This is a genomic window from Prosthecodimorpha hirschii (assembly GCF_001305515.1).
Lineage (GTDB): Bacteria > Pseudomonadota > Alphaproteobacteria > Rhizobiales > Ancalomicrobiaceae > Prosthecodimorpha > Prosthecodimorpha hirschii.
On the sequence record NZ_LJYW01000001.1, the window covers coordinates 4,719,483 to 4,734,990 of the forward strand.

At 68.8% G+C, this 15,508-nt stretch carries 16 protein-coding genes; 5 read left to right on the top strand and 11 right to left on the bottom strand.

Annotated features, from left to right (window positions below; genetic code table 11):
• Positions 1–18: 18 nt before the first annotated feature.
• Positions 19–1,578, bottom strand: a complete 1,560-nt coding sequence (locus tag ABB55_RS20755) for an AMP-binding protein (RefSeq protein ID WP_152982123.1) — start codon at positions 1,576–1,578, stop codon at positions 19–21.
• 217 nt (positions 1,579–1,795) lie between these two features.
• Positions 1,796–2,572: a gamma-glutamyl-gamma-aminobutyrate hydrolase family protein gene (locus ABB55_RS20760; protein WP_054360509.1), complete on the bottom strand. Its 777-nt coding sequence runs from the start codon at positions 2,570–2,572 to the stop codon at positions 1,796–1,798.
• A gap of 209 nt (positions 2,573–2,781) precedes the next feature.
• Here ABB55_RS20760 and ABB55_RS20765 point away from each other — a divergent pair, with 209 nt between their 5' ends.
• The 4 genes from ABB55_RS20765 to ABB55_RS20780 all read left to right on the top strand — a co-directional run bounded on the left by ABB55_RS20765 (position 2,782) and on the right by ABB55_RS20780 (position 8,060).
• Entirely contained in the window at positions 2,782–3,300 is a 519-nt protein-coding gene (locus ABB55_RS20765; RefSeq protein ID WP_054360510.1) for a TRAP transporter small permease subunit, read from the top strand.
• 4 nt (positions 3,301–3,304) lie between these two features.
• On the top strand, positions 3,305–4,891 hold the full coding sequence (locus ABB55_RS20770; RefSeq protein ID WP_054360511.1) for a TRAP transporter large permease: 1,587 nt from the start codon (positions 3,305–3,307) through the stop codon (positions 4,889–4,891).
• 79 nt (positions 4,892–4,970) lie between these two features.
• On the top strand, positions 4,971–6,098 hold the full coding sequence (locus ABB55_RS20775) for a hypothetical protein (RefSeq protein WP_054360512.1): 1,128 nt from the start codon (positions 4,971–4,973) through the stop codon (positions 6,096–6,098).
• 168 nt (positions 6,099–6,266) lie between these two features.
• Complete coding sequence (locus ABB55_RS20780) at positions 6,267–8,060, top strand: IlvD/Edd family dehydratase (protein WP_054360513.1); 1,794 nt, start codon at positions 6,267–6,269, stop codon at positions 8,058–8,060.
• A gap of 121 nt (positions 8,061–8,181) precedes the next feature.
• On the opposite strand, the gene ABB55_RS20785 is transcribed toward ABB55_RS20780, so the two are convergent.
• Together ABB55_RS20785 and ABB55_RS20790 are read right to left on the bottom strand one after the other, a co-directional pair.
• Positions 8,182–8,664 carry a MaoC family dehydratase gene (locus tag ABB55_RS20785; protein WP_317131869.1) on the bottom strand — a complete coding sequence of 161 codons (483 nt, stop codon included), beginning with the start codon at positions 8,662–8,664 and terminating at the stop codon, positions 8,182–8,184.
• On the bottom strand, positions 8,664–9,125 hold the full coding sequence (locus tag ABB55_RS20790) for a MaoC family dehydratase (RefSeq protein WP_054360514.1): 462 nt from the start codon (positions 9,123–9,125) through the stop codon (positions 8,664–8,666). Before ABB55_RS20790 ends, ABB55_RS20785 begins: the two co-directional genes overlap by 1 nt.
• A gap of 409 nt (positions 9,126–9,534) precedes the next feature.
• On the opposite strand from ABB55_RS20790, the gene ABB55_RS20795 reads away from it, so the two are divergent.
• Positions 9,535–9,825 carry a DUF4282 domain-containing protein gene (locus tag ABB55_RS20795; RefSeq protein ID WP_160321283.1) on the top strand — a complete coding sequence of 97 codons (291 nt, stop codon included), beginning with the start codon at positions 9,535–9,537 and terminating at the stop codon, positions 9,823–9,825.
• A gap of 45 nt (positions 9,826–9,870) precedes the next feature.
• On the opposite strand, the gene ychF is transcribed toward ABB55_RS20795, so the two are convergent.
• From ychF to ABB55_RS20830, 7 genes are all read right to left on the bottom strand, one after another.
• Entirely contained in the window at positions 9,871–10,965 is a 1,095-nt protein-coding gene (gene ychF / locus ABB55_RS20800) for a redox-regulated ATPase YchF (protein WP_054360516.1), read from the bottom strand.
• 154 nt (positions 10,966–11,119) lie between these two features.
• On the bottom strand, positions 11,120–11,431 hold the full coding sequence (locus ABB55_RS20805) for an alkylphosphonate utilization protein (protein ID WP_054360517.1): 312 nt from the start codon (positions 11,429–11,431) through the stop codon (positions 11,120–11,122).
• Between the two features lie 256 nt (positions 11,432–11,687).
• Positions 11,688–12,383: an aminoacyl-tRNA hydrolase gene (gene pth, locus ABB55_RS20810; protein ID WP_054360518.1), complete on the bottom strand. Its 696-nt coding sequence runs from the start codon at positions 12,381–12,383 to the stop codon at positions 11,688–11,690.
• Between the two features lie 24 nt (positions 12,384–12,407).
• Complete coding sequence (locus tag ABB55_RS20815) at positions 12,408–13,007, bottom strand: 50S ribosomal protein L25/general stress protein Ctc (RefSeq protein WP_054360519.1); 600 nt, start codon at positions 13,005–13,007, stop codon at positions 12,408–12,410.
• A gap of 178 nt (positions 13,008–13,185) precedes the next feature.
• Positions 13,186–13,851, bottom strand: coding sequence for a DUF2336 domain-containing protein (locus ABB55_RS20820; RefSeq protein WP_054360520.1), 666 nt, complete (start codon positions 13,849–13,851; stop codon positions 13,186–13,188).
• Positions 13,852–13,999: 148 nt separating this feature from the next.
• Positions 14,000–14,821 (bottom strand): pyrroline-5-carboxylate reductase, encoded by an 822-nt coding sequence (proC, locus tag ABB55_RS20825; RefSeq protein ID WP_054360521.1) that lies wholly within the window; start codon positions 14,819–14,821, stop codon positions 14,000–14,002.
• 47 nt (positions 14,822–14,868) lie between these two features.
• Entirely contained in the window at positions 14,869–15,369 is a 501-nt protein-coding gene (locus ABB55_RS20830) for a type III secretion system chaperone family protein (protein WP_054360522.1), read from the bottom strand.
• Positions 15,370–15,508: the final 139 nt, after the last annotated feature.

Here is a 15,508-nt window from a genome sequence, read left to right on the forward strand (position 1 = left end):
GATGGGGAGAGGGGCCGCTCACGACGGCTCGGAATAGCGGCTGCGCAGCATGCGGTGCAGGATCTTGCCGGTGGCGGTGCGCGGCATCTCGGCCTCGGCGATCACGCTGACCGATTTCGGCCGCTTGTAGCCGGCGATCCGGTCGCGGCACCAGGCGACGATCTCGTCGGCGTCCGCCGGCGCGCCGTCATGGGGCACCACCACGGCATGGACGCGCTCGCCCCAGACCGGGTCCGGCAGGCCGATCACGGCCACGTCCTTGACGGCCGGATGCTGGCCGAGCAGCGTTTCGACCTCGGACGGATAGACGTTCTCGCCGCCCGAGATGATCATGTTGGACTTGCGGTCGACCAGCCAGATGTAGCCGTCGGCATCGCGCCGGGCCATGTCGCCGACGCTGCAGTATTCGCCGCGGATCGCCTCGCGGGTCTTCTCCGGCAGGTTCCAATAGCCGTCGAAGGTGTAGGGATTGGACGAGAACAGCTCGCCCGGCTCGCCGTCCGGCACCTCGTTGCCGTCGGCATCCAGGATGCGGATCGGCTTGGAACCGACGCATTCGCGGCCGACCGAGCCGAGCTTGTCGAACTGCTCGTGCGGGTGGAGCATGGTCACCCAGCCGGCCTCGGTGGAGCCGTAGAGCTCGAACAGGCCGGATTTCGGGAACAGCTCCATGATCGCCCGTTTGGTGTCCGGCCGTGCCGGCGCCGAGGAGATCATCAGCTTGGAGACCCGCTCCTGCGCGTATTGCGCCCTGACCGCGTCGGGCAAGCCGAGCATCATGATGTAGTGGGTGGGCACCAGGGAGGTGAAGGTCGCGCCCGACTGCGACAGCGTCCTCAGCATGTGCTCGGGATCGAAGCTGCGCCGCGAATAGACCGTGACCGGCGCGCCGCAATAGGCGAAGGCGCCGAAGAAATAGAGCGAATTGGCGTGGCACATCGGCATGACCAGGAGGGCATGGTCGAAGCGGTTCGCGCCGAGATGGATGTCGGTGACCAGCGACAGGAGCGCGCCGCCGCGATGGCTGCGGATCGCGCCCTTCGGCTTGCCGGTCGTGCCCGAGGTGTACATGAACATCCAGGGATCGTCGGGCGAGACCGCGATGCCCGGCTCGGCACCGGAGGCCGCCGCCAGCAGGTCCTCGTAGCCGCGCCAGCCGGCCGGCACGCGCCCGGTGCCGAACTGCACGATCCGGCCGTCCGCAATGCCGAGATCGGCGCGGATGGTTTCGATCACGCCGGCCAGGTCGTCCTGCACGATCACCGCCGCGGCGCCGCAGTCGCGGATGATGTAGAGCGCCTCGGGGGCGGTCAGGCGGAAATTGACCGGCACGCCGATCAGGCCCGCCTTGGCGGTGGCGGCGTAGATCTCGACCCATTCGAGCGCGTTGTAGGCCAGCACCGCGACCCGGTCGCCCGGCTTCAGACCGAGGCCGAGCAGGGCATTGCCCAGCCGACAGGCCCGATCGTTCCAGAGCCGGAAGCTCATCGCGCGGTCGAGATCGGCGGCGCCGGTCTCCTCCGGCCTGAGCCGTGCCTGTGCGGACAGAATCTGCCCGATGGTCAGCAATGTCTCCAAGCGCACCTCCCGCGCATCCGGCTCTTCGGGCCGGCTTTCGGGTGGCATCAAGCCACGGATGCCGGGCTGGGACAACGCATCGCGACCGACAGACAGGCCGTCGCCGGGACCGCTTGCCCCGACGCGCCGGATCGTCTTTTATGCGTGATTGGCTGGTCTGTCCGACAAACCGACGATTGGGGTCCCGAGCGACCCCCGATGCCTGCGCCGCGGCTGCCTACTCAGCGGCGAGGGACTGCGGCACGCGGGTGGCTGCCTCCGCCCGCACCGCCTCGCCGAAGGCCTGGAACAGGCGCGAGGAGGCGTTGTCGGAGCCGACCCAGTATTCCGGATGCCATTGCACGCCGACCGCGAAGCCGGACGCGTCGGCGACCCGGACCGCCTCGATGGTGCCGTCCGGCGCGGTCGCCTCGATGGCGAGGCGCGGCGACAGTTCGGCGATGCCCTGGCGGTGCAGCGAGTTCACGGCGATCGCGTCGGAGTCCATGATCCGCCCGATGCAGCTGCCCGGCACGATCTCGATCCGGTGGCGGATCGCGTAGCGCTCGTCCTGGTGGTCGGAGATCGGCGCACGATGGTCCATGCGGCCGTCGAATTCCTGGATCTCGGTGTGCAGCGAGCCGCCGAGCGCGACGTTGAGCTCCTGGTAGCCGCGGCAGATGGCGAGCAGCGGCTTGCCGCGCGCGATCGCCTTGCGGATCAGCGGCAGCGTGGTGGCGTCGCGCGCCTCGTCATAGGGCTCGTATTTCACGTCCGGCTCGACGCCGTAGAGGCTCGGATGGACGTTGGAGCGCGAGCCGGTCAGAAGCACGCCGTCGACCCGGTCGAGGATCGTCTCCAGATCGAGCGCGCCGCCGAGCGAGGGCAGCATCAGCGGAATGGCACCGGAGCCGTAGAGGACCGCCTCCAGATACTGCGCCGGGGTGGCGTGCCAGCGGACATGGTCGAAGACGCGATTGTCGGAGGAGACGAGAACGATCGGCGTGGCTGACATGGAGAGGCGGCTCGGGGTGCAGGGCGGGACGGGGTGCAGGGCGGGACGGGGAGGCTTTCGGCGGATCGCGGTCCGGACGGGACCGTCGCGTGAACGTGCGAACAGGGTGGCACGAATTCGCGTCCGATTCGAGGCACCGTATTGCATGACGGCCCTCGACCGCGCCGGTCCCGGCCTGTATTCGGAGCCTCCCTGGTCCGGGCCCCGCCATGCTCCGTCTCGCCTGCCTCATCGACCGCATGAACGACCGCCTCGGCGCCGGGCTTGCCTGGGCGACGCTGGCCATCGTGCTGATCCAGTTCGCGGTGGTGATCCTGCGCTATGCCTTCGGGCTCGGCTCGATCTGGATGCAGGAGGCGCTGACCTACCTGTTCGCCTCGCTGTTCATGCTCGGCAGCGCCGATGCGCTGCGCCGCGGCGCCCATGTCCGCGTCGACATCTGGTACCGCGACGCGCCGGCGCGGGCGAAGGTCTGGGTCGACCTCATCGGCGTTCTCGTCCTGCTCTGGCCGACCATGCTGGTGCTCGGCTGGCAGGCCTGGCCCTATGTGGCGAAGTCGGTCGCGATCCTGGAGGGCTCGGCGGAGACGGCCGGCATTCCGGCGGTCTGGCTCCTGAAATGCGAGATCCTGGCCTTCGTGCTGCTGCTCGCCCTGCAGGGTCTCGCCTTCGTGATCCGCGGCGTCGACGTGCTGTCGCGCACCGAACCGGCCGGCGAGGGGACCTGAGCGGATGGCGTCGCTCGCCCACGGCCTCGATATCGGCATGTTCGTGACGGCCTGCCTGCTGGTCATGGCCGGCTATCCGGTCGCCTTCACGCTCGCCGGCACGGCGATCCTATTCGCCGGCCTCGGCCTCGCGCTCGGCGTGTTCGATCCGGCCTTTCTCGGCGCCCTGCCGCAGCGCGTCTTCGGGGTGATGACCTCCGGCGTGCTGCTCGCGGTGCCGCTGTTCGTGTTCATGGGCGTGATGCTGGAGAAGTCGCGCGTCGCCGAACTGCTGCTCGAAACCATGGGCCGGCTGTTCGGGCCGATCCGCGGCGGGCTCGGCTTCTCGGTGACCATCGTCGGCGCGCTGCTCGCCGCATCGACCGGCATCGTCGGCGCCACGGTCGTGACCATGGGGCTCCTGTCGCTGCCGACCATGCTGCGCTGGGGCTACGACCCGAAGCTCGCCACCGGCACGATCGCGGCGGCCGGCACGCTCGGACAGATCATCCCGCCCTCGATCGTGCTGGTCGTGCTCGGCGACGTGCTCGCCAACGCCTATCAGAAGGCCCAGACCGACCAGGGCATCTTCGCGCCCGAGTCGGTCTCCGTCGCCGACCTGTTCGCCGGCGCGCTGATCCCGGGACTGATCCTGGCCGGGCTCTATCTGGTCTATCAGGCGCTCGTCGCCTGGCTGAGGCCGGAGACCTCGCCGCCCGCCCCGGAGGCGCTCGGGCGCGTCACCTTCGGCGAGGTCGCCGGCGCGCTGATGCCGCCGGTGGCGCTGGTCCTGTGCGTGCTCGGCTCGATCCTGGCCGGCATCGCGACGCCGACCGAGGCGGCCTCGGTCGGGGCGGTCGGCACGCTGCTGCTGGCCGGCCGGCGGCAGGCGCCGCGTCTCGCGCCGCTGTTCCTGGCCGCCTGGGTCGCGCTCGGCGCGATCGTCCTGCTGACGCTGGCCTTCGACCTGCGCATCGGACGGGCGAGCCGGAGCGCCGCCGAGGCGGTCGCGCTGGCGGCCGCGCTCACCGCGGTGGCGCTGGTCGCGGCCGGCATCCTGGCGGCGGTCCTGGTCACGCTGCGGGCCGGCGTGCTGCGCCCGGTCATGCGCGGCACCGGCGAGATCACCGCCATGGTCTTCGCCATCGTGATCGGCGCCACCCTGTTCAGCCTGATCTTCCGCGGGCTCGGCGGCGAGGAGATGGTCACCGGGGCCTTGGCCGATCTGCCCGGCGGCACGATGGGGGCGGTCTTCGTCGTGATGGCGGCGATGTTCCTGCTCGGCTTCTTCGTCGACTTCCTGGAGATCTGCTACATCGTCGTGCCGATCGCCGCGCCGGTGCTGCTCAAGATGCCGATGCCGGACGGCTCGCCGATGAGCCCGGTCTGGCTCGGCGTGATGATGGGGGTCAACCTGCAGACCAGCTTCATGCACCCGCCTTTCGGGGTCGCGCTGTTCTATCTGCGCGGCGTCGCCCCGCCCGAGGTGAAGACCTCGGACATCTATCGCGGCATCATTCCCTTCGTGATCCTGCAGCTTCTATCGCTGGCCGTCTTCTGGAGCTTCCCGGGCCTTTCGACCTGGCTGCCGAACCGGATGCTCGGCCGATGACCGGCAGGCGCCCCGCCGTCGCGACGGTTTTTGTTGGCCCCCGAGACGCGATAGGCTATCGCCCGTCAGCGGAGACCCCATGAGCGAACTGTTCCTGCATATCGGCATGTCCAAGACCGGATCGACGTCGATCCAGGGCGCCTTTCACGCCGCGCGCGGCGCGCTGATCGGCCACGGCTACGACTATCTCGACATGGGCCAGAACCATTCGCGCATCATCAAGATGGTGGTGAAGGGCCGGTCGAAGCGCGTGAAGGGGGCGGCGGCGGACCGGCTCGGGCTCGCCCGCAATGTCGGCGGTTTCGATGTCGGCCGTGTCGCCGGGCCATTCATGGACCTCATCCGCCAGCCCAAGGCGGCGCGGATGATCATGTCCGGCGAAGGCCTGTTCCGCGTCGAGGAGCGCGAGGCCGACGGCCTCCACGACGTGCTCTCGCGGCATTTCGAGCGTATCCGCATCGTCGCCTATCTGCGCGATCCGTTCTCCTGGGCGTCGAGCCGGGCGCAGGAGAACATCAAGCACGGCCATCCGGTCTCCGAACTGGCCGCAACCGTCGGCGACGATCCGGCGTCGAGCCCGATCGTGCCGAACTATCGCCGTTCGCTGGAGCGCTTCATCGAGCGGTTCGGCCGCGACGCCGTCGATCTGCGCCTGTTCGATCGGCGCCGCATGGTCGGCGGCGACCTGATCGCCGATTTCGCCGCCGCGATCGGGGCCGGGCCGGAGGTCGTCGCGCTCCTGCCGCGGCCCTGGAACAACCCGCGCACCAGCGCGGAGGCCGCGCAACTGATCGAGCAGCATTATATCGCGCTGCGCCGCCGCTGGGCCGGTCCGCTCAAGCGCGGCCTGTTCAAGGATTACGACATCACGTCGCTCGAATATTGGTTCCGCAAGAACCTGCGCGAGCGGCCCGGCCCGGCCTTCACGCTGCCGCGTCCGCTCCTGGAGCGGATCTGGCAGGAATCGCTGCCGGATGTCGAATGGCTGCGTGGCGAGATGAACGATCCGAGCGTGTTCGCCGACTGTCGCCCGCCCGACGACGCGCCGGCGGTCTGGTCGTCCGAGGAGAAGGCCGGAGAAATCGCACGGCTGGAACGCGAGATCGGCCGGCGCCGGCGCAGCGAGGCGGCGCTGATCCTGCGCCACGCCCAGGAGCGCCGCTTCGGCACCGTCCTGGCCGATCTCGGCGGCATGATGCGGCCGTGAGGCCCGTGCGATCGTGAAGTCCGTGCGGCCGTGACGGCAGGCCGCAGGCCGGATGGGCGCCGCACGGCTGGTCCGCGCAAGCCCGGACGCGAGAATGCTTGAAAGCCGCACCGCAATCCTCATACAATTTACCTCTACGAAGCAGCCGAAATCCCAGGGAGGCCTAGCATGTCCGCGTCACCGTCGAAGAAGCTCCGTTCGCAGCTCTGGTTCGACAACCCCGCCAATCCGGACATGACTTCGCTCTATCTGGAGCGCTACCTGAATTTCGGCCTGACCCGCGAGGAGCTGCAGGGCGGCAAGCCGATCATCGGCATCGCGCAGACCGGGTCGGATCTCTCGCCGTGCAATCGCGGCCATCTCGATCTCGCCCACCGCGTCCGCGACGGCATCCGCGCCATGGGCGGCGTGCCGCTGGAATTCCCGGTCCATCCGATCCAGGAGACCGGCAAGCGCCCGACCGCCTCGCTCGACCGCAACCTCGCCTATCTCGGCCTGGTCGAGGTGCTCTACGGCTATCCGCTCGACGGCGTCGTGCTGACCACCGGCTGCGACAAGACCACGCCGGCCTGCCTGATGGCGGCGGCGACGGTCAACATCCCGGCCATCGTCCTGTCCGGCGGGCCGATGCTGAACGGCTACTGGAAGGGCCAGCTCGCCGGCTCCGGCACGGTGGTCTGGAACGCACGCGAGCAGTTCGCCCGCGGCGAGATCAGCTATGACGAGATGATGGACATGGTCGCCTCCTCGGCGCCGTCCGTCGGCCATTGCAACACGATGGGCACGGCCTCGACCATGAACGCGCTCGCCGAGGCGCTCGGCATGTCGCTGCCCTTCTGCGCGGCGATCCCGGCGCCCTATCGCGAGCGCGGCCAGATCGCCTACGAGACCGGCCGGCGCATCGTCGACATGGTCCACGAGGATCTGAAGCCCTCCGACATCATGACCCGCGAGGCGTTCGAAAACGTCATCGTCGCCTGTTCGGCGATCGGCGGCTCGACCAACGCCCCGATCCACATCAACGCCATCGCGCGCCATATCGGCGTCGAGCTCTCCATCGACGACTGGGAGAGGATCGGCCACAAGGTGCCGCTGCTGGTCAACATGCAGCCGGCCGGCCACTATCTCGGCGAGGAATATCACCGCGCCGGCGGCCTGCCGGCGGTGGTCGCCGAACTGATGAAGCACGGCCTGATCCACGAGGGCGCGAAGACCGTCAACGGCAAGTCGATCGGCGAGAACTGCCGCGCGGTGACGATCGGCGATCAGGACGTGATCCGCAGCTTCGAAGCCCCGCTCAAGGCCGAGGCCGGCTTCATCGTGCTCAAGGGCAATCTGTTCGACAGCGCGATCATGAAGACCAGCGTGATCTCGCCGGAGTTCCGCGACCGCTACCTGTCCGATCCGAACGACCCGGAAGCCTTCGTCGGCCGCGCCGTGGTGTTCGACGGGCCGGAGGACTATCACCACCGGATCGACGACCCGGCGCTCGCCATCGACGAGAACACCATCCTGTTCATGCGCGGCACCGGCCCGATCGGCTATCCGGGCGCGGCCGAGGTGGTCAACATGCGCGCCCCGGACTATCTCCTGAAGCGCGGCATCAAGGCGCTGCCCTGCATCGGCGACGGCCGCCAGTCGGGCACCTCGGGCTCGCCCTCGATCCTCAATGCCAGCCCCGAGGCGGCGGCCGGCGGCGGCCTCGCGGTGCTGAAGACCGGCGACAAGGTGCGCATCGATTTGCGCAAGCGCACCGCCGACATCCTGATCTCCGATGCCGAGATGGCCGAGCGCCGCGCCGACCTGCAGGGCCATGGCGGCTACGCCTTCCCGGCCAGCCAGACCCCCTGGCAGGAGATCCAGCGCTCGATGGTCGACCAGCTCTCCGACGGCATGGTGCTGAAGCCGGCGGTCAAGTATCAGCGCATCGCCGAAAAGGGCGTCCCGCGCGACAACCACTGAGCCGCATCACGAAAACGGGCGGCGCCGGAGCGGCGTCGCCCGTTTCAATCAAGCCGCTTCCGGCAGTGTCGGGGCCGGTCGGCCCGGGTCCGACCGCCTCTCGGATGCAGGGACCGGCCCGTCAGGCGGCGCCGGCCAGGCGGACCGGGGCGAAGACGTTGGCGGTGAACTCGAACACCTTGTCGCCGTTCTGGTTGAAGCCTTCGTTGAGCTCCTGGAACAGGCCCCAGCCGGCGCGCGTCGCGGACAGGCGCTTGGAGAGGGTGGTCGACCGGTAGGTCACCGTGTCGCCGGCGAGCACCGGGCGCGGCCAGCGCATATTGTCGAAGCCGGGCGAGGGGCCGAGCGCCGGCGGGGTTTCGCCGCGCGCGATATAGGCGGCCTTGTTGCGCTCGATCCGCTCGACATTGAGCTTCATGAACACCGACGCCGTCTGCCAGCCGGAGGCGGCGAGGCGTCCGAACAGCGAGTTGCGCGCCGCCTCGTCGGAGAGATGGAACGGCTGCGGATCGAACTGGCTCGCAAAGCCGACGATGTCGTCGGCCGTGAAGGTGTAGCTGCCGAGTTCGCTGACCCGGCCGGGCTCGATATCCTCGTACCACATCAGGCGGCAGCCTCCCGGGTTGCGAACATGATCGGGTTTTCCATGGTCATCACCGCCTCGCCGGACTGGTTGGTGACGGTGAAGCGGAAGCGGACGATGCCGAGCTCCGGGCGGCTCTTCGAGGCGCGGGTCTCCATCACTTCGGCCACCGCGGTCAGCCGGTCGCCGGGGAAGACCGGCCGGAGCCAGCGCACCTTGTCGATGCCGGGCGAGCCGAGCGAATGGGCCTTGAGCAGCAGGTTGTCGCACAGGAGCCGCATGAACATTGCGATGGTGTGCCAGCCGGAGGCCGACATGGCGCCGAGCATGCCGTCCCGCGCGGCGCCGTCGTCGAGATGCATCGGCTGGGCATCGTAGACCGCCGCGAAGGCGATGACCTCGTCGCGCGTCACGTCCTTGCTGCCGAGTTCGATGCGCCCGCCGACCTCGAAATCGTCGAAGCTGATCTTCTTGTTCGTCATGATCCCCCTTCGTTTCCTCTGTGGGCGAAAGCCTGTCCCGCCCGGATCGAAGCGATCCGGACGAAAAGGACCGGCTCAAGGTATTGAACCTGGAGCATTTCCTTGGCGATCGGATGATTCCATCCGATCGGGAAATGCTCTAGGGTCCAGGCCCTCGCCTTCCGTGTCGCGAGATGGTAGCGGTCGGCGGCGGGAATCTGTACCACTCAGCCGTCACGGCGGTGGTGCAAATTCGCATTGCTCGATGGTCGGGGTGAAACGCTCCGGACGCGCGGACCTTGGGCGGACGAAAGTCCGGGCGGGAAGGTCCCGAAATTGAAGGGCTTCGGGTTGGCAGGGCGGTTGCGCCGGGCCATATCCGGTGTCGGCGATCCGGCGCCTGGCTGCATTCCGAATGAAGAGGGTCTCGATGCTTAACAAATTCCTCTCGCTCGACGAGTTCGTCACGCCGAGCCTGATCAAGCCGCTCTATCTCCTGGGCCTGGCCCTGATCGGGCTCAGCGCCGTTCTCGGCGTGCTGGGATCGCTCGCGCTTCTGATCAGCGCGCCCGGTGCAGCCCTGTTCGGGCTCCTGTCCACCGTGATCTGGTCGACCATGGCGGCGATCGGCCTGCGCATCTTCGTCGAGCTCTATCAGGCGGTGTTCCGCCTGCACGACCGCTTCGTCGGCGGCCATCCGAAGGACGGCATCCCGGAGTGATCCGGCAGGCCCGGGCAGCGGCCGGCAGGAGCCGGCCGCGTCGCCTCAGGCATTGAACTTGAACAGCATCACGTCGCCGTCGGCGACCACGTATTCCTTGCCTTCGTCGCGCGCCTTGCCGGCTTCCTTGGCGCCGACCTCGCCCAGCGTCACGAAATCGTCATACGCGATGGTCTGGGCGCGGATGAAGCCGCGCTCGAAGTCGGTGTGGATCACGCCGGCGGCCTGCGGTGCCCTTGTGCCCTTGACGATCGTCCAGGCGCGCGTCTCCTTCGGCCCGGCGGTGAAGTAGGTGATCAGGCCGAGCAGTTCGTAGCCGGCCCGGATCAACCGGTCGAGGCCCGGCTCGGCGAGGCCGATCGTCTCCAGGAACTCGTGCTCCTCCTCGTCGGAAAGCTGCGCGATCTCGGCCTCGATGGCAGCCGAGATGACCACGCTCTTGGCGCCCTGGCGCGCGGCCATCTCGGCGACCGCGGCGGAATGGGCATTGCCGGAGGCGGCGGAAGCTTCCTCGACATTGCAGACATAGAGCACCGGCTTGGCGGTCAGCAGCATCATGCCGTCGAGGAGCGGCCTGTCGTCGGCCGGCAGCGACAGCGTGCGCACGGGCTTGCCGTCCTGCAGCACCTTGAGGGCGGCCTCCATGACCGGCAGCAGGGCCTTGGCGTCGCGCTCGCCGCCGGCGGCCTTCTTGCGCAGCGGCACGACGCGCCGCTCCAGGCTGTCGAGGTCGGCGAGCATCAGTTCGGTCTCGACCGTCTCGGCATCGGCGACCGGATCGACCCGGCCCTCGACATGCGTGATGTCGCCGGATTCGAAGCAGCGCAGCACATGCACGATGGCGTCGACCTCGCGGATATTGGCGAGGAACTGGTTGCCGAGGCCCTCGCCCTTGGAGGCGCCGCGGACCAGGCCGGCAATGTCGACGAAGGTGATGCGGGTCGGCACGATATTGGCCGACTTCGCGGCCTTGGCGATCTTGTCGAGGCGCGGATCCGGCACGGCGACCTCGCCGGTATTCGGCTCGATCGTGCAGAACGGATAGTTCGCGGCCTGGGCGGCCGCGGTGCGGGTGAGCGCGTTGAAGAGGGTCGACTTGCCGACATTGGGCAGGCCGACGATGCCGCATTTGAAGCCCATGGGGAGGGGTCTTTCCGGTCCGGTTCGGGAAGGATTTGGCCGGTGTTAGACGGAATGGCGCGCGCCCCGTCAAGTCCCGTGCCGACGGGCTGGGCGCGCGGCCGGGCCGGGAGGCGGCAGCCGCCGCGTCCAGGCCCGCCGCCGCCGGTCCCGATCAGTGCTTGCGGAGGAACTCGGCGCGCAGCACGAGGCCGCGGATGGTCTCGTGCCGGCAGTCGACCTCCTGGGCGTCCCCGGTCAGCCGGATCGACTTGATCACGGTGCCGCGCCGCAGCGTCTGCGTGGTGCCCTTGACCTTCAGGTCCTTGATCAGCACCACGCTGTCGCCGTCGGCGAGCCGGTTGCCGACGGAATCGCGCACCTCGACCTCATCCGCGCTGGCGCCGGCGGCCGCCTTGGCCTTGGCTTCGGCGGGCGAAATCCATTCACCGGTGGCTTCGTCATAGACATAGTCGTCGTCGGACATGGTCTCGGTCCTTCCAGGTTGCGTGGCCTGCCGGTGGGGGCAGGGGAAACGAATGGGCTGCCGCGCACCGGGCGGCGCGATCGCTTCGGGTGCGGCGCGATCCGCGTCGGGTACGGCGCACGGCCGGAACCGGTCAGGCTCGCGAACCGGTCCGGCTTTCGACGGCGGCGTCCGCCGAGCGGCGGGGCGATGACGGCTGGCACCCCTTTCGGCGCTGTCAGCGCTCCTTCGGCGCCGTAGCGCTTCCTTTACGCCGTCAACGCTTCTTCTGCGCCAGCAGGCGGCGCAGCGTCTCCGCCATCGCGTTCTTGGAGGCCTCGCTCGGGCCGGCGGGCTTGGGCGCCTCGGCGGGCGGTGGCGCCTTGGGCTCCTTCGCCTTCTTCTCGGGCTGGAGCGCCAGCGCGATATCGCTCTGGTAGGCGGCATCCTCGCCGGCGACGAGCCGGGGCAGATGGTCGGCGAGCGCGTCGAGAAGCTGCTGCAGCCAATCGGAATCGGCCTTGGCGAAGTCGCCGAGCACCCAGTTGGTGACCAGTTCCTTGGCGCCGGGATGGCCGATGCCGAGGCGGACGCGGCGGAAATCCGGGCCGAGATGGGCCTGGATCGAGCGCAGGCCGTTATGGCCGGCATGGCCGCCGCCGGTCTTCACGCGCATCTTGGCGGGCGGCAGGTCGAGTTCGTCGTGGAAGACCACGATGTCCTTCGGCTCGATCTTCCAGAACTGCGCGGCGGCGGCGACCGAGCGGCCGCTCTCGTTCATGTAGGTCAGCGGCTTCAGCACCGCGACCTTCTCGCCCGCGACGGTGCCATCGGCGATCTCGCCGGAGAACTTCTGCCGCCAGGGCGAAAAGGAATGGCGGCGGACGATCGCGTCCGCCGCCATGAAGCCGATATTGTGCCGGTTGCCGGCATAGTCGCGGCCGGGATTGCCGAGGCCCACCAGGAGCAGCATGACAATCGCTCCGGCCGCTCTGCGTCAGGCCGAGGCGGTGGCGGGCTCGTCGAAGCCGGCCGGCGCCGCGATCGTGACGACGGTGAAGTCGCGGTCCTGGATGACCGGCTTCACGCCTTCCGGCAGCTGGACGCCGGAGATGTGCAGCGAATCGTTGATCTCGAGCGCCGACACGTCGGCAACGACATGCTCGGGGATCTGGTCCGCCTGGCACTCGAACTCGATCTCGTGGCGCACGACGTTGATCGCGCCGCCGCGCTTGATGCCGGGCGACTTGTCCTGGCCGACGATGTGGACCGGCACCCAGACGGTGACCTTCGAGCCGGCGCCGATGCGCAGGAAGTCGATATGGGTCAGCGAGTCCTTGACCGGATCGAGGTGATAATCCTTGGGGATCACCAGGATCTTCTCGCCACCGACCGCGATGGTCGCGACCGTGGTCATGAAGCCGCCGGCGCGCAGGCGCTTGTCCGCCTCGCGATAGTCGATCGCGATGGCGATCGGGGGCTTCTTGTCGCCGTAGATCACGGCCGGAATGTTGCCAGTACGACGCAGCAAACGCGCGGCCCCCTTGCCGACGCGGTCACGCACGGACGCCTGGAGCTCGTAGGATTGACGGCTCATGGGTCTGTTCCTTCAATGCAAAAAGGGCCGGTCAGACCGGCCCAGCCTCGTCCTCGCGTTGCCTCCAGGGGTGTCGGCGCGAAAGGACGCGGCCGATATACGGGAAGACGGGCCCGGACGCAATCCCGGGCGCAATCCCGGACGCTTCGGGCGACAGGGCTCGGCGGTGGCCGGGATGTCAGCGCAGGACGAAGGGCTTGCGACCTTTTTCGAGATCCCGCTCGATCATCGCGTTGAGGCGCCGGCTGGTGCGCCGCTCCAGGGCCCGGGTCAGCTTGCGGGCGATCTCGGTCGGCAGGTCCGGACGCGAGGACAGCGCCTCGTCCATTTCGGCGCCCTCGACGGCGATGTCGGACAGGATCTCGAAGGCCGCATAGGAGAGCTCGGCCTCGACGTTGCGCGCCAGGGCGATCAGCACCTTGGGCTGGCCGGCCGCGATCAGCTTGTCGGCCACATCGACGCTGAGGGGCTGGCGCCGGGCGACCGAGAGACAGACCGTCTCGTTCTTCGGATCGATCAGGCGGACGAGATCGGTGTCGCTCATCGCCGCATGCTCGATGATCGGTGCGGCCACCATGGTGGTGTCGCCGAGCAGGCGCCGGCACAGCCGATCGGGCAGACGCGGCGAGCGCGCCACGGCCTTGGCGAAGGTGACCCGGTCGAGCAGGGCGGTCTGGTCCATGACCTTGGTCATGACCTCGTCGAACAGTTCGATCTGGTCCGGCGGCAGCGCGGTGGCATTCTGCAGAAAGGCGTCCCGGACCCGGCGCACGCATTCGCCACGCTTCTCGGCCGGCGCATCCTGCGCTGCCGACAAGAGCTCCACGAAGCCAAGGTCATTCATTGCCGTCTCTCCCGCCACGATCACTGTCGCCGAAAAGATGTAAATGAATTACCCAAGGTCATGCGTGGCGGGGCGGATCCGGTTCGAATTTCGTGGTCCCGTCCGTGGCGCCACCTGTGGCCCCCCGTAGCCCCATTGCGGACCGCCGTCAGCCGGCGAGTTCGCGCGAGCGCCGGGCCGCGGCGGCGACGGCGGCATCCATGATCGGCTGCAGGCCGGCCTCGCCCATCAGCACCGCCAGCGCCGCCGCGGTGGTGCCGTTCGGCGAGGTCACGTTCTTGCGCAGGGTCGCCGGGTCGAGCGGGGACTGGTACAGCAGTTCGCCGGCGCCCTCGACGGTGGCGCGGGCCAGCTTTTCGGCGAGCGCATCCGGCAGGCCGGCGCGGCGCCCGGCCTCCGCCATGGCCTCGACCAGATGGAACACATAGGCCGGCCCGGACCCGGACACCGCCGTGACCGCATCGATGAGCGCTTCCTCGGCGACCCACTCGACCTTGCCGACCGCGGCCAGAAGGGCGGTGACCAGCACCTTCTGCGGAGTGGTGACCCGGCCGTTGGCGACCGCGACCGTGATGCCGCGTCCGACCTGGGCCGGCGTGTTCGGCATCGACCGAACGATCGCAGCCGGGCCGATGCCGGCTTCCAGCCGCTCCAGCGTCTTGCCGGCGGCGACCGAGACGACCACCGTGCCGGGACCGACCAGACCGGCAAGACCGGGCAGGACCGCATCGGCCACCTGCGGCTTGACGGCGACGACGATCACGGCGGCCTTCAAGTCGGACGGCGGCGCGGTGACATGCGTCATGCCCCGGCCGGCGATCAGTTCGGCCATTTCCGGCGGCGGGGCCGGATCGATCAGCACGACGCCTTTCGGATCGAGCCCGTTCTCCAGCCAACCCGCCAGCATGGCGCCGCCCATCTTGCCGGCGCCAACCAGAACGAGCGGCGTCGCCGCGCGAAGATCCGTCATGTCGTCCCCCCTCCGGGCCCAAGCCGTCCCGGACGGGACCGTGCCGCTCAGGCCTCCCCGGCCGTTTCGAACAGGGCGCCTTCGAGCGCCTCTCGGGCCGTCTTACCCGCCCAGACCACGAACTGGAAGGCCTGATAGTAACGGTCGCAGGCCTCGATGGCGTTGGCGAGCAGGCCCTCGACCTGGCGGTTGGACGGTGCCGCGCCGCCGGCGAGCAGTTGCGCGTGCCGGAACACGACCGCGTTCTCGTGCGTCCACAGGTCGAAATGGCCGAGCCACATCTGCTCGTTGGCGGCGACCAGGAGGCGCATCACCTCGATCCGGCGCGCCTCGGTCACCTTGAGGTCGAACGCGCAGGCGACGTGCAGGGCCTCCACATCCTCCATCCACGAGAAGGAGACGTGGTAGTCGGCCCAGCGCCCGCTGACCGAGATGGTGATCTCGTCGTCCCCCGAACGCTCGAAGGACCAGTCCTCCAAGGCGGCGACGTGTTCGATCACGTCGACAGGGTTGGCGTGCTGTTCGATTTCGTATTCGATCAGGCTCATAGGCCAAGTCCTCGGGGTGAGAGACGGACCATACGCGGGCGTGCGACGCAACTTCTGACGCTACTCGTCCGACGAACGACCCCTGCCGCCGGAAAACCTCGGAGCCATCGCCCGAGGTCGTCCGGTAGCCGCCGAATCA

Coding starts and splice junctions, on each gene's coding strand:
- ABB55_RS20820 (WP_054360520.1), bottom strand. CDS start 13,851: ATGAATGACCTTGGCTTCGTGGAGCTCTTGTCGGCAGCGCAGGATGCG.
- ABB55_RS20785 (WP_317131869.1), bottom strand. CDS start 8,664: ATGTGGTACGAGGATATCGAGCCCGGCCGGGTCAGCGAACTCGGCAGC.
- ABB55_RS20775 (WP_054360512.1), top strand. CDS start 4,971: ATGAGCGAACTGTTCCTGCATATCGGCATGTCCAAGACCGGATCGACG.
- ABB55_RS20770 (WP_054360511.1), top strand. CDS start 3,305: ATGGCGTCGCTCGCCCACGGCCTCGATATCGGCATGTTCGTGACGGCC.
- ABB55_RS20795 (WP_160321283.1), top strand. CDS start 9,535: ATGCTTAACAAATTCCTCTCGCTCGACGAGTTCGTCACGCCGAGCCTG.
- ABB55_RS20760 (WP_054360509.1), bottom strand. CDS start 2,572: ATGTCAGCCACGCCGATCGTTCTCGTCTCCTCCGACAATCGCGTCTTC.
- ABB55_RS20790 (WP_054360514.1), bottom strand. CDS start 9,125: ATGACGAACAAGAAGATCAGCTTCGACGATTTCGAGGTCGGCGGGCGC.
- ychF (WP_054360516.1), bottom strand. CDS start 10,965: ATGGGCTTCAAATGCGGCATCGTCGGCCTGCCCAATGTCGGCAAGTCG.
- ABB55_RS20815 (WP_054360519.1), bottom strand. CDS start 13,007: ATGAGCCGTCAATCCTACGAGCTCCAGGCGTCCGTGCGTGACCGCGTC.
- ABB55_RS20830 (WP_054360522.1), bottom strand. CDS start 15,369: ATGAGCCTGATCGAATACGAAATCGAACAGCACGCCAACCCTGTCGAC.
- pth (WP_054360518.1), bottom strand. CDS start 12,383: ATGCTGCTCCTGGTGGGCCTCGGCAATCCCGGCCGCGACTATGCCGGC.
- ABB55_RS20805 (WP_054360517.1), bottom strand. CDS start 11,431: ATGTCCGACGACGACTATGTCTATGACGAAGCCACCGGTGAATGGATT.
- proC (WP_054360521.1), bottom strand. CDS start 14,821: ATGACGGATCTTCGCGCGGCGACGCCGCTCGTTCTGGTTGGCGCCGGC.
- ABB55_RS20780 (WP_054360513.1), top strand. CDS start 6,267: ATGTCCGCGTCACCGTCGAAGAAGCTCCGTTCGCAGCTCTGGTTCGAC.
- ABB55_RS20765 (WP_054360510.1), top strand. CDS start 2,782: ATGCTCCGTCTCGCCTGCCTCATCGACCGCATGAACGACCGCCTCGGC.